The sequence below is a fragment of the Rahnella sp. P4_A8 genome, from assembly GCF_056402435.1.
The window spans coordinates 16011-30041 of sequence record NZ_JBFUHK010000046.1 but is presented as its reverse complement, the minus strand read 5'-3'; the positions used below and the strand labels follow the sequence as shown (position 1 = coordinate 30041).

Sequence of the window (14031 nt, the reverse complement as noted above, 5' to 3'; positions counted from 1 at the left end):
CCCTGATGCGTTTTCTGGCGCACTTCAATGATGTCCTGATTTATATCCTGCTCGCGGCTGCCATCGTGACCGGTGCCATGGGACACTGGGTCGACACGCTGGTGATTTTGGGCGTGGCCGTCATCAATGCGCTGATCGGTTTTTTGCAGGAAAACAGCGCTGAGAAATCGCTGAAAAGCATTCAGAATATGCTGTCAAGTCAGGCAGTTGTCATGCGTGACGGACAGATACAAACCATCAATGCCGACCAGCTGGTGCCCGGTGATATCGTGCAGTTGCGCCCGGGAGATAAAATCCCGGCGGACTTGCGCATTGTCAGCGCGCATAACCTGCAGGTCGAAGAAGCCATTCTGACCGGTGAATCCACCGTGGTGGTGAAAAACGCACAGGTCATTGACGATGAAGTCATGATCGGCGACCGCCACAACCTGCTGTTCTCCGGCACCATGATCAGTGGCGGCACCGCAACCGGTGTGGTTTATGCCACAGGTAAAGACACCGAACTGGGTCACATCAACCAGATGATGTCGTCGATTACGCCGCAGCGCACCCCGCTGTTGCAGCAAATCGACAAACTGGGCAAAGGCATTTTCGCCCTGATTCTGCTGATGATGGCGTTCCTGTTTGTCTTCGCCTTTATCCTGCGCGATATGCCATTGGGCGAACTGCTGTTGTCGCTGATTAGCCTGGCCGTGGCTTCGGTTCCCGAAGGTTTACCGGCGATTATCTCGATTATTCTCTCCCTTGGCGTGCAGTCGATGGCGCGTAATCACGCCATTATCCGCAAGCTGCCGACAGTCGAAACACTCGGCTCCATGACGGTTATCTGCTCGGATAAAACCGGCACGCTGACCATGAATGAAATGACTGTGAAAGCCGTCATTCTGGCAGACCGCGCTTATCAGGTTGAAGGCGAAAGCTATCAGCCTAAAGGCCGGATTGTTGACGCACAAACCCGGCAACAGATTGATGTCACTCATACACCGGTGCTCAATACCTTCATCACTGCAGTTGATTTATGCAACGACAGCCAACTGATGCAGGACGATAAAGGCCACTGGGGCATTACCGGCGGGCCGACTTCCGGCGCACTGAAAGTGCTGGCGGCGAAATCAAACCTGAATACCGGCAAAGTCGAGCCGCTGGATAAAATCCCGTTCGATTCCAAACACAAATACATGTCGACACTGCAACGCATCAACGGCAAAACCCGGTTGTTCGTGACCGGCGCACCGGACGTACTGTTCTCTTTAGCCTCGTTTGAACTGACCGAAAACGGCGTGCAGCCTTTCCGCCGGGAATACTGGGAAGAAGAGATGGCGCGCTATGCCCGTCAGGGTCTGCGCATGGTCGCTGCGGCATTGAAAGATGAGCCGGAAATCGGTGGCGACCTGAACCATAGCCATCTGCAACAGGGTCTGATTTTTGTCGGTATCGCTGGCATGATGGATCCCCCTCGCCCGGAAGCCATTGATGCGATTGCCCAGTGTCAGCAGGCCGGGATCCGCGTGAAGATGATCACCGGCGACCATCAGGAAACCGCGATGGCCATCGGCAAAATGTTAGGGATTGGCAACAGCAGTGATTCCATCACCGGTTACCAGCTCGAGCATATGGATGATGCAGAACTGGCCGCTGCCGCCAGCCAGTATGATATTTTCGCCCGTACCAGTCCCGAGCATAAATTACGGCTGGTAAAAGCGTTACAGGATACCGGTGAAGTGGTCGGAATGACCGGTGACGGTGTCAACGATGCGCCCGCGTTGAAACAAGCTGACGTCGGTATCGCGATGGGGATCAAAGGCACCGAAGTTACCAAAGAAGCCGCTGACATGGTGCTGACCGATGACAACTTCGCGACCATCGCCAGCGCGGTCAGGGAAGGTCGTCGCGTTTACGACAACCTGAAGAAAACCATTCTGTTTATTCTGCCGACTAACCTCGCGCAGGGACTACTGATTATCCTGGCCATTCTGGCCGGGGCAGTCATCCCGCTAACGCCGGTTCAGATCTTGTGGATGAACATGGCGACGTCGACCACGCTGTCCTTCGGTCTGGCCTTTGAGCCGGGTGAGAAAGGCATGATGAGGCGCCGTCCGCGCGCGCCGGGTCAGCACGTTCTCGACCTGCATGCTGTCTGGCGTATCGCCTTCGTGGGTATTCTGATTGCCTGCAGTGCCTTTGTGCTGGAAGCCTGGATGCAACCGCGTGGTTACAGCAGCGATTTGATCCGTACCGTGCTGTTACAGACGCTGGTCACCGCGCAGTGGGTGTATATGTTTAACTGCCGCGTAATGGACCGTTTCCCGCTGACGCGCGAAGTGTTCGTCAACAAAGGGTTATGGATTGTTTCCGGTGTCTTACTGCTCCTGCAACTGGCGTTGATTTATCTGCCAGTCATGAACCGGTTGTTTGGCACCGTGCCGATGCCACTGAAATTCTGGGGTATCACGCTGGTGGTTGGCGCGATGATCTTCGTGATCGTCGAAATCGAGAAATGGCTGGTTAACCGCTTCATCCGCAAGAAAGTCTGACGATTTATGCTTATGCCGGGTTACCTTGTGTAACCTGGCTTTTTCACATAAAAAACGTCACAATTCTGAAACTTTAGTCTTTTCCCCGCTCAATTCGTCTCAAAGATCTCACAAAACGTCCCAAAGCCCATTCTGCTGATTTACATCAATTCTTTACCGCCTTATTACTCTCTCCAGGGGCATCCCTTCTCACAGCAATGTTAGTTTTGCCAGCGTCCGGCAACTTTTACGGGAATGCCCCATCGCTATACGATCAGTTTTATAAAAACGAGCTCTCTGGCTGTACCGCAGTCAAACAAAGGCCAACAAACAGGTAACACACAATGTCATCGCTCATTGTAGATAAGTGCTATTACACACAGCTGGCATTGCATTCGCTATTGCAATTAAACGGACAACATCCGAAAGATATTCTTTCGCTTAAGGACATCGACGAACTGCAAGCGACGTGCAATTCCCTGACGCCTGAAATCATCTTCGTGAATGAAGATTGCTTTACGTCTGATGCGCAATCAGGTCACGTTCTGCGGGAGGTGATCGACGCGCATCCCGGTACGCTTTTTTTTGTTTTCATTTCCAAGGAAAACCTGAATTATCAGAACTATGTGCCGATCCGTAAAAACATCATTATTTTGTCAAAATCCATCCGGACAGCCACTATTTATCAGTTGATTGCCCATAACCTGCTGCTGGCGCGCTCGGCAGAAACGGAACAACCGCTGGATCTCACGCCGGTCAGCCTGAGCCGGACTGAATCCAGTATTCTGAAAATGTGGATGTCGGGGCTGAACACGCAAAACATTTCTCAGCACCTGAATATCAAGCAAAAAACGGTGGCGTCACACAAAGGCAATATCAAGCGTAAAGTAAAAACTCAGAATAAACAGGCTATTTATCATGTTGTTAAACTCACCGATATTCTGACGTCCGGGATGTTTGTCGGGCGTATTCAGCCACTGCGCCCGGACCGCGAAACGGATGAATTCACCATTCCGTTCGGCTGATTTCTCCGCCACCTGCCGCCCGCCAGCAACATTCTTGCCTTACTGTGAACCTGATGGTTGGGAACCCGACTGAAACACGCTAAACTTCGCAGTCGGAACCCTTATCAGTCATGCCGCAATCAGGCGGGGCTGGCTTTAATTTGCCGCAGCGCCTGCCCTTCGCAGACAGCGCGCGGCCCGCAGAGAAAGAGGCTCAAAACAACGTGGCTCAATACGTATATTCCATGCATCGCCTCGGCAAAGTTGTTCCGCCGAAGCGTCATATTCTTAAGAACATCTCCCTGAGTTTCTTCCCTGGCGCCAAAATCGGTGTTCTGGGTCTGAACGGTTCAGGTAAATCCACCCTGCTGCGCATCATGGCCGGTATCGATACTGACATCGAAGGTGAAGCACGTCCGCAGCCGGATCTGAAAATCGGTTATCTGCCGCAGGAACCGCAACTGAACATGGAACACACCGTGCGTGAGTCCGTGGAAGAAGCCGTTTCTGAAGTCGTTGGCGCGTTAAAACGTCTCGATGAAGTGTATGCGCTGTACGCCGAACCGGACGCTGATTTCGACAAACTGGCGGCCGAACAGGGCAAACTGGAAGAAATCATTCAGGCACATGATGGCCATAACCTGAACAGCCAGCTCGAACGTGCCGCCGATGCGCTGCGTCTGCCGGACTGGGATGCGAAAGTGGCAAACCTGTCCGGTGGTGAACGCCGCCGTGTGGCACTTTGCCGCCTGCTGCTCGAAAAGCCGGACATGCTGCTGCTCGACGAACCGACCAACCACCTGGATGCCGAATCCGTGGCATGGCTGGAACGCTTCCTGCATGACTTCGAAGGCACCGTTGTGGCGATTACCCATGACCGTTACTTCCTCGATAACGTGGCAGGCTGGATCCTGGAACTTGACCGCGGTGAAGGTATTCCGTGGGAAGGTAACTACTCCACCTGGCTGGAACAAAAAGATGCACGTCTGGCGCAGGAAGCGTCTTCTGAAGCGGCCCGTCGTAAGTCTATTGAGAAAGAGCTGGAGTGGGTTCGTCAGGGCGCGAAAGGCCGTCAGTCTAAAGGCAAGGCACGTCTGGCACGCTTTGAAGAGCTGAACAACACCGAATACCAGAAACGTAACGAAACCAACGAACTGTTCATTCCACCGGGTCCGCGCCTGGGCGACAAAGTTGTCGACGTGAAAAACCTGAGCAAGTCTTACGGTGATCGCGTTCTGATCGACGACCTGTCCTTCTCCGTGCCGAAAGGCGCAATCGTCGGCATTATCGGCCCGAATGGTGCCGGTAAATCCACGCTGTTCCGTATGATGTCAGGTCAGGAAGAAGCGAACGGCGGCACCATCGAGCTGGGTGACACCGTGAAACTGGCCTCTGTGGATCAGTTCCGTGATTCCATGGATAACAGCAAAACCGTATGGGAAGAAGTGTCCGGTGGTCAGGACATCATGCGCATCGGCACCACTGAAATGCCAAGCCGCGCCTATGTGGGCCGCTTCAACTTCAAAGGTGTTGATCAGGGCAAACGCGTTGGCGAGTTGTCCGGTGGTGAACGTGGTCGTCTGCATCTGGCAAAACTGCTGCAGGTTGGCGGTAACATGTTGCTGCTCGATGAACCGACCAATGACCTCGACATCGAAACCCTGCGCGCGCTGGAAAACGCCTTGCTGGAGTTCCCTGGCTGCGCGATGGTCATTTCCCATGACCGCTGGTTCCTCGACCGTATCGCGACGCACATCCTCGATTATCAGGATGAAGGTAAAGTCGAATTCTTCGAAGGTAACTTCACCGAATACGAAGAATACAAAAAACGTACTTTAGGTGCTGAAGCGTTAGAACCGAAGCGCATCAAGTACAAAAAGATGATCAAGTAATCATCTTTCGCCTGAATATAAGGCCCGGAAACGGGCCTTTTTTATGCCTTCAATTCACTGAAATCTAGCCTGCCAGCGCCTCGCTGTAACTCTTCGCAAAGCCGTATTCTTCCAGCATAAACTCAATAAAACAGGCCAGTGCCGGAGAATTCAGTTTTCGTCCCGGATAGACCAGATACAGATCATTCCCTTCCGCTTCCCATTCCGGTAACACGCGCACCAGTGTGCCTTTCGCCACTTCGTCATGGCATAAAAATGCCGGTAACAGCGTGATACCTGCGCCTGCCAGCGCGCATTCCCGCGCATACAACAAATTGTCGGTGGTATGCGCCGCAGGCAGCAGCCAGCGGTGCCAGGTGTCGCCGCGATGTAGCACCCATTCCGACCACGCCCGGTGCGCGATACAGTGATGCGACGCCAGTTGCTGCGGCGAATCCAGAGACGGATGCTGCGCCAGATACGCCGGCGAAGCCAGCAGGTAACGCGGGCTGTGCCCCAGTTCGCGGCCAATCAGCGAGGAATCCTGTGGTTTACCCGTACGCAGCGCGATATCAAACCCTTCCTGCACCAGATCGACCAGCGCATCGGAAACGGAGACTTCCAGCGACACATCGGGATAACGCTTCTGAAACTCAACGTTCATGCGCGCCAGCAACGTCGCGCCGAGCCCCGCAGGACTGGTGATCCGCAGCCGTCCGCTCGGGTTATCGCGTAAACGGCGGATGGCCAGTTCTGCCCGTTCGCTGGCCTGCATCATCTCCTGACAGTGGATCAGGTAGCGTTCACCGGCGAACGTCAGATTAAGCTGTCGCGTCGTGCGGTTCAGCAACCGCAGGCCGACGGACTTCTCCAGTTGGCTGATGCGATGACTGACACTCGATTTGGGCAATCCTGCGCGGCTTGCGGCCTGTGTGAAGCTGCCACACTCCGCCACCAGCGCAAACAGTGCCATATCCTGCAACTGCTTAAACATGATTGTTCACCTCAGACGAACACTTTGTTAGTTATTGTCCATCTTATCAGCTTCCCGCCGGAGGACTAGACTGTCTGTATACCTAACGGAGAGAGAGAACATGACAATCAAAGCTATTGCCGTAAACCCGAAAGATCCGGCCCACTTTATCGCCGTTGAATTGCCACAACCCGTCGCAAAGGATTACGACCTGCTGGTGGAAGTGAAAGCCGTGTCGATCAATCCGGTCGATACCAAAGTGCATAAAGGCGTGCAAAAAAGCGGTCTGGACGCGCCAAAAGTGCTGGGCTGGGATGCCAGCGGCATCGTCAAATCCGTCGGCAGCGCAGTGAAAAACTTCAAAGCCGGTGATGAAGTCTGGTACGCCGGGGATATCACCCGCTCCGGCAGCAACGCGACAGAACAACTGATCGACTCACGTATTGTGTCCGTCAAACCGCAAAGCCTGAACTGGGCTGAAGCCGCTGCCATGCCGTTAACCACGCTGACCGCCTGGGAAGCACTGTTCGAGCACCTTAAAATTCAGGACGCGTCTGCCGATAAAACCCTGCTGATCATCGGCGGGGCCGGTGGCGTGGGTTCGCTTGCGATCCCGTTCGCGTCACTGCGCAGCAAAGTGAAAGTTATTGCCACTGCTTCGCGTCCGGAATCCGCACAATGGTGTCTGGATCGCGGTGCGGATCTGACCGTGAACTATAAAGATCTGAAAGGTGAACTGGCCAAACACGACATCAGACAGGTGGATTTCATTCTGTGCCTGAATGACACCGACGGTCACTGGGAAGCGATCTCTGATCTGATCGCACCGATGGGCCACATCTGTACCATCGTTGAAAATGAACATCCGCTGGATATGAATAAACTGAAGCTGAAAAGTGCCGCACTGCACTGGGAACTGATGTACACCCGCAGCATGTTTACCACGCCGGATATTGCCGAACAGGGCGAAATTCTTAAGCAGGTCGCGGCGCTGGTTGATGGAGGCAAAGTACAAACCACACTGAGTGAAACCCTTTCTGGCCTGACAGTGGAAAGCATCGAAGCCGCCCATGCCAAAGTGCTCGACGGCCATATGCAAGGTAAAGTCGTCGTCGCCTTCTAAGCACGATGCCGCTTTAAAAGAAAAGCCCCGTCACTTTCATGGCGGGGCTTTTTCATTCACGTATGTCCCCTATTCGCCATCGTCCACTTTTTGCCATTTGGCATCGGGGTCAAACGCCGTGATCGCTTTTGCCGCAGCGTCGGTATGCTCGCCTAAATCCTGCTGATATACCTCGCCCTGCTGATTGATCATAAAACTGGTCACGCCGGTATGGCCGTAAACCGCCGGCCAGGCGATCAGCGCAAAACCTTTGGTCATCTTGCCATTTTCGATGTAACTGTACGCTCCGCCGCTGGCGTTTGCGCCCTGCGCGGTGAGGATGCGGTAAAAGTAGCCGTGATAATCCGATCCCGGCTGATCATTGCCAAAGGCCGGACCTAACGGGCTGGGCGCTTCGCCCTGTTTCACCGGCCAGTACAGGCCGTCATGCTGGCCTTCCGTGCTGATAAAGCGCTGAGCATATTGCCCGGCAATCTGCTGATATTCGTGCTGCGCATCGGCGTAAGCGGAAACCGCCTGAATGGCGGAAAGCTCATTGCGGCCAATAGCACGGGTTTCGATTTCGGCGGCACTGGCGGCCATATCAAATGACCAGCCCTGCGCCGTGTGTTTCATCGGGATCGGCAACTGCCAGTTTTCCGGCCCGACATTCAGGTGTGCGGTGTCGCCGTGTTCTGCGATTTTATGGCTGATATGCCAGTCACGCAGAAAACGCGCCACCTCATCCGGATCCACCTCTTTTGGCGGCAGATACTCCTGCCAGTTATTCCCGAGAAGCTTTTGCATAGACGCATCATCGTGCGCTTCAATGGCTTTTACCAGTGCCTGCGCGGCAAGTTCCGGGGTGGTGAACGTCTGCTGTGCGAAACCGGTTAAAGGCAGCAACATCAGACCTGTGGAAATTAAAAAATTACGCAATCTCTTCATGACTTTTCCTCGTCAGTCTAGCGACGGTGCAAATGAGCTGGCTCAGTATTGGCAGGGCGTGACTGCTGGAAGTTCCGCATATGCTCGCGGCTCTGATTACCCCGCGATTGCTGCTGTTGCCACGACGGCCCGCGGCTGGAGTTACCGCTGAATGCCGTGCTGCGTGATGCATTAAGATTCTGCCGCTGATGCTGGTTGATTTGCTGTACTGGCTGGCGCTTAGCATTGTGTTGAGACAGTGGCTGGTGCTGCGGCACCTGACGACTGGCCGGATTATGCATACCGGCAGCCGGTGCTGAATGCGGCAGGTTTCGCTGCTGGGTATGCCCCTGTGTCTGCAGCGTATTCTGATGCTGATTCATCACCGATGCCGCCTGTTGACGGCGCTGATCCACATTTTGATTCTGCACACCGCCGTTGTTACGCCCGACCGCGTTGTTGTCGAAACCACGATAGTTATTACGCTGCGCCGCCTTGCTCAGCACCTGGTTTTGTGTCGCACCGTTCAGGTTTGCGCCGTGATTTGGCAGCCCTGCGTTGTAGGTCGGATTGTGCTGCCAGCCCGTGGTATTCGCATTTCCAGCAGGGTTGATCCCATTATTGTTGCCCGAGATACGGTTGTAATTGTTGACGTTCACATTGACATAATTGTTCTGCGAACCACCGTGATGATCATAATCATCGTGATGATGATCATCATCGTCCCAGTCAATACTACCGAAAATGGCATAAGTCGCTGCCACACCGACACCAAACCCGATGCCAGACGCCACACCGTTAACAAACTGCTGTCCCGGAGGAGGTGGCAGATACACCGGCGGATAGGCTGGTGTCGGCCATGCGCCATACACCACATTCGGGTTGTAGCTCGGTACGTAAACAACCTGAGGATCCGCTGGCTCAATCACGATGGTTTGCTGCGCAGGCGCACTTTTCACCACAGTGGTTGAGCTGCTTTGTGCCGCCGGTTTAGGTTTGACTGTCACGGTCTGCTGCGGCGTGCTTTTCAGTGCCCCGCTGCTTTGTGCCACCTGACGGAATTTCTGCACGGTATTCATCACGTCGTCCGGTTGTGCCAGAAACGCGTTACCCAGATTCTGCACCCATGCCGGATCTTCTCCCATCAGCGCCAGCAATTGCGGGAAAGCCACCAGCGATTTCACACTCGGATCCCACGGCTCATTCGCCACCTGAGCGACGGCAGCGTCGCCCTGGTTTTGCGGATGGTCGCGTGACCATTGTACTGCCTGAATCACGTTAGTGGGATAAGTCGATGCCATGAGTACCTGTGAAAGCAGGCTGTCAGGATAAAGCGCAACAGGAGCCACCCACTGGTCGAGCTGAGCTTGTGTAAATGCCGCAGGTGCAACGGGTGCAGGAACCGGGGCTGCTGGCGGAGGAACGGCGGCTGATGCAGGCGGAGGCGCAGTCTGCGCCGTGGTTTCGGCCTGACTGCTGACCGGAAGCCAGCCTTGTATAAACATCACACTGGCCAGAGCAAATGCCCCTGCGCCGCACAATACTGCGATACCCCAGGGCTTGAATGATAAATTCATTCGGATCACCTTAGAAAGCCTCAGCGGGAATGAGAGGCAGATTGAATGAGTATAATCGGATAAATAAAACTCAACGGCCGCCACTGTATTTTTATTTCATGTCAGGGATTTACGCATAAAATGCGCAATAAAAAGCCTTAAAAAAAGCACACACACAATCCAATGAATAATAAGGATATTTAATTTTACAGTGTTACAAACTGAATTAATAAAATGACCAGAAAAGATAATCAGATCAATTAATTAATAATTGTGAGAGATAAATAATATATAAAATATTCATAGTGTGAATAATAAAAAAGCGCGTATTCCGGAGAACACACGCTTTCTTATTGCTGCTTGTTGATCAGCTCACAGGCGGCTCATTCAGCCGGCTGGTATCTGCTGCCAGCATATTCTGCACCAGCTCCACACATTCGAGAAAACGCTGGTCATAATCCGATGATTCAACGTGAACATAATCGACGTTGTTCTGTTTCAGCATGTCGATCAGCAGGTTCTGGAAAGACATCCGGTCAGACGTACTTCCCAGACTACGCAGGCCATCAGCGACCCACGGTGTATTGTTTTCAAGCAAGATAACCAGATCAAACCGGTATTCATCCATCAGCGCCTGCACGAACGGATGCTCACGCCCTTCATATTTTTTGCAGAAGGCCTGCGTGGTCAGAAAATCGGTATCAATAAACGCCACTTTATTGGCATATTTCACCGCGAAATCAATGTACTGCGCCTGACCGAGCGCGATTTTATCGTAATCTGAATATTGCAGCGCCATTTCGTCGCCACCAAGATGCGAGAAAACATAATCGCGGCCATATTCCCAGGCGCTGGTAGTGTTGAAGATATTGGCTAACTTGTTGACCAGCGTGGATTTTCCGCTGGATTCGCCACCTAAAATCGCCACGGTACGCACGAAGAACGGCTTCACTTCTGTCGGAATATAATCCCAGTAACGGAACGGATCCTGACGGATCTGGCGGCCACTGATATTCATAAAGGAGCGTTTCGGGTCAATCAGCACCGTTTCAATACCCAGATGTTCACGGTACTGCGGCGCATCAGCTTCTTCGCTGGAATAAATGGTATTGGGTTCAATGCCTTTCTGGCTCATGAACTCTTTAATGCCACGGCCCCAGACGTCCCAGCCGTGCGGATACGGCTCCATCCCCTCTTCGTTAAAGGCATGAATGCGGATGTTTTTCTGGTATTTGAAGGTCTGTAATAACCAGCGCAGGCGGTCGCTGACTGTAGGCTGCTGAGACATCGAACTGTTCTCAAACAGCTCGCGATCACGCGGCTCGTCATAGCCCATGATGATATGCAGTTCATCAACCTGACTGCAGGCGCGCTGGATCAGATAGATATGGCCGGTGTGCAGCGGATAAAACTTACCGAACACCACGCCGATATTCTTCTCGCGACGGGGAAACTCAAGATCCAGAAAGCGGTGCAACGCCTCGAGCTTTTGGGCGCTGGGACTTTTTATCTTTGCATTCAACAACTGGCTGAGATAACCCTTGGTCATCCCGCTGGCTTCGGCCACCTGTTGCAGCGTGCGTCCCTGTTGTTTTATCGCGGTTTTTAGATAGTCGAACTGTGACATGCCTTGTCCTCAGGTTTTTTTTACTAAACAAAAAATAGCACAAAGGCACTGAGCTGCGACAGCGGTTAACCGTTACAAATCGTCGAGGATCGCCAGCGCATCAGCCAGTTTTTTGACGCCAAACACCTGCATACCGGCGGGCACTTTTTTTGGCACGTTGGCGTGCGGCACAATGGCGCGTTTAAAACCGTGCTTCGCCGCTTCGGTGATCCGCTCCTGACCGCTCGGTACCGGGCGAATTTCCCCCGCCAGCCCGACTTCGCCGAACACCACTAAATCCTGCGGCAGCGGACGGTCACGCAGGCTGGACACCAGCGACATCAGCAGCGCCAGGTCAGCACTGGTTTCGGTGACTTTCACGCCGCCGACCACGTTAACAAACACATCCTGATCCGCCATCTGCAAGCCGCCATGACGGTGCAGCACGGCCAGTAATATCGCCAGACGATTTTGCTCAAGACCGACCGCCACACGACGCGGATTGCCCATCATCGACTGATCGACCAGCGCCTGAACCTCAACCAGCAACGGACGCGTCCCTTCCCACAACACCATCACGGAACTGCCGGAGGTGATTTCATCGCCACGGCTGAGGAAAATCGCCGACGGGTTGCTGACTTCACGCAATCCCTGCTCGGTCATGGCAAATACGCCCAGTTCGTTCACGGCACCAAAGCGGTTTTTGTGGCTGCGCAGCGTACGGAAACGCGAATCAGCATCGCCGTCGAGCAGCACGGAACAGTCGATACAGTGCTCGAGCACTTTCGGCCCCGCCAGTGAACCGTCTTTAGTGACATGGCCGACCATGACGATCGCCACGCCGCGCGTTTTAGCGAAACGGGTGAGGTAAGCCGCCGTTTCACGCACCTGCGCAACCGTCCCCGGCGACGACTGGATATCCGCCATGTGCATCACCTGAATGGAGTCGATCACCATCAGTTTCGGCTGTTCTTTATCCGCTATTTCGCAAATTTGCTCGATGCTGGTTTCCGACAACATATTCATGTTAGCCGTCGGCAGACCCAGACGGTGTGCACGCATCGCCACCTGCTGCAAAGATTCTTCCCCGGTGACGTACAGGGTTTTCATGTTTTCGCTGAGATGACACAGAATTTGCAGCAGCAGCGTACTTTTACCTGCGCCGGGGTTACCACCAATCAGAATCGCACTGCCCGGCACTACGCCGCCGCCTAATACACGGTCAAACTCTTTAAAACCGGTGCTGAAACGCGGAAGTTCATCAAGGCTGATATCAGAAAGTTTCTGTACGCGGCTGACGCCCGCATCACCGGCGTAACCGGTGAGACGTTCATTACGCGCTACAGTCGGAGAAGCGGCCAAACGGATTTCAGTAATGCTGTTCCAGGCCTGACAGGCACTACACTGCCCTTGCCAGCGCGGATAGTCTGCGCCACATTCATTACACACAAATGCACGTTTTGCTGCTTTTGCCACAACTTACCTCTTTGTATTGATTAAGACTGACTACCACTTAAAATGCAGAGAACGCCAAGAAGATCGGCATGACGGATGCATACTGCGGCCTGTTCGTAGACTTTCGGTTTGGCGTGATAAGCAATGCCCATGCCCGCTACCGCCATCATTTTCAGGTCATTCGCGCCGTCACCGATGGCGACGGTTTGCTCATGGGAAATACCCAGTTTTTCCGCCAGTTTCAGCAGGGTATCTGCTTTATATTGCGCATCGACGATTGGCCCGATCACACGGCCGGTCAGTTTACCTTCACGGATTTCCAGCTCGTTCGCGGCCACGTCGACCAGATTCAGCTGATCACGCAGGTATTCGGCATAATACGTAAAACCACCGGAAGCAATCGCCACATGCCAGCCCGCTTCCTGCAGACGCTGAACCATGACGGTCAGGCCCGGCATCAGCGGCAGGGTTTCACGCACCTGCTGGAGAATGCTGGCATCCGCATCTTTCAGTGTCGCGACGCGCTGACGCAGACTCGCGGCGAAATCCAGTTCGCCGCGCATGGCGCGCTCAGTGACTTCAGCCACCTGCTCACCGACGCCAGCCAGTTTGGCAATTTCATCGATGCATTCAATCTCAATCGCGGTAGAATCCATGTCCATAACCAGCAGACCCGGTGCACGCAGATACGGCACTTTCCCCAGCTGAGCAACATCAAATTCAAAGGATTCGGCGAGAAGCTGTACATCAGCGGTGAGTGAACCGGCCAGACGCACAACTTGATAACCTTCGACTGCCCAGGCGCTCACAATCACCAACGCGCGGCCTAACCGGCGCTGGAACAGCGTAATACTCTTCTTATCGAGTTTTCTTCCATAAAGGAGCCATCCGGTATGCCCCGCCCGGTAATCCAGCGGCATGACTTCGTCACCGCTCAGTGAAAGGGGAAGTCCCGGCCATTGGTGGATCTCCGCAGGAAGATCGCAATAGGTCAGACTGTTTGGCATGATGGCTCCTGTAGGGC

General features: G+C 53.7%; 10 protein-coding genes. 4 read left to right on the top strand and 6 right to left on the bottom strand.

Annotation, left to right across the window (positions count from 1 at the left end; all coding sequences use genetic code 11):
• The 3 genes from AC1DUO_RS18505 to ettA all read left to right on the top strand — a co-directional run.
• The coding region (locus tag AC1DUO_RS18505) for a cation-transporting P-type ATPase (protein WP_477988243.1) at positions 1–2534 on the top strand (2534 nt) is incomplete at its 5' end.
• Between the two features lie 323 nt (positions 2535–2857).
• The gene (rcsA, locus tag AC1DUO_RS18500; RefSeq protein WP_119262122.1) at positions 2858–3538 is read left to right on the top strand and encodes a transcriptional regulator RcsA; all 681 of its coding nucleotides are present in this window, start codon (positions 2858–2860) and stop codon (positions 3536–3538) included.
• Positions 3539–3741: 203 nt separating this feature from the next.
• Positions 3742–5409 (top strand): energy-dependent translational throttle protein EttA, encoded by a 1668-nt coding sequence (ettA, locus tag AC1DUO_RS18495; RefSeq protein ID WP_015690481.1) that lies wholly within the window; start codon positions 3742–3744, stop codon positions 5407–5409.
• A 64-nt stretch (positions 5410–5473) separates the two neighbouring features.
• On the opposite strand, the gene AC1DUO_RS18490 is transcribed toward ettA, so the two are convergent.
• Complete coding sequence (locus AC1DUO_RS18490; RefSeq protein WP_013577089.1) at positions 5474–6382, bottom strand: LysR family transcriptional regulator; 909 nt, start codon at positions 6380–6382, stop codon at positions 5474–5476.
• Between the two features lie 100 nt (positions 6383–6482).
• Here AC1DUO_RS18490 and AC1DUO_RS18485 point away from each other — a divergent pair, with 100 nt between their 5' ends.
• The gene (locus AC1DUO_RS18485) at positions 6483–7484 is read left to right on the top strand and encodes a zinc-binding alcohol dehydrogenase family protein (protein ID WP_013577090.1); all 1002 of its coding nucleotides are present in this window, start codon (positions 6483–6485) and stop codon (positions 7482–7484) included.
• Positions 7485–7553: 69 nt separating this feature from the next.
• Here the strand turns inward: AC1DUO_RS18485 and AC1DUO_RS18480 are convergent, their stop codons facing one another.
• The 5 genes from AC1DUO_RS18480 to serB form a co-directional block, all read right to left on the bottom strand.
• Complete coding sequence (locus AC1DUO_RS18480; protein WP_013577091.1) at positions 7554–8411, bottom strand: DUF2950 domain-containing protein; 858 nt, start codon at positions 8409–8411, stop codon at positions 7554–7556.
• Between the two features lie 17 nt (positions 8412–8428).
• Positions 8429–9967 carry a DUF3300 domain-containing protein gene (locus AC1DUO_RS18475; RefSeq protein ID WP_015690482.1) on the bottom strand — a complete coding sequence of 513 codons (1539 nt, stop codon included), beginning with the start codon at positions 9965–9967 and terminating at the stop codon, positions 8429–8431.
• Positions 9968–10313: 346 nt separating this feature from the next.
• A complete protein-coding gene (gene nadR / locus AC1DUO_RS18470) occupies positions 10314–11573 on the bottom strand; it encodes a multifunctional transcriptional regulator/nicotinamide-nucleotide adenylyltransferase/ribosylnicotinamide kinase NadR (RefSeq protein ID WP_013577093.1) in 1260 nt (419 codons plus the stop codon).
• Between the two features lie 72 nt (positions 11574–11645).
• Positions 11646–13028, bottom strand: coding sequence for a DNA repair protein RadA (radA, locus tag AC1DUO_RS18465; RefSeq protein ID WP_013577094.1), 1383 nt, complete (start codon positions 13026–13028; stop codon positions 11646–11648).
• A 20-nt stretch (positions 13029–13048) separates the two neighbouring features.
• Positions 13049–14014 carry a phosphoserine phosphatase gene (gene serB / locus AC1DUO_RS18460; RefSeq protein ID WP_013577095.1) on the bottom strand — a complete coding sequence of 322 codons (966 nt, stop codon included), beginning with the start codon at positions 14012–14014 and terminating at the stop codon, positions 13049–13051.
• Between the last annotated feature and the right edge of the window lie 17 nt (positions 14015–14031).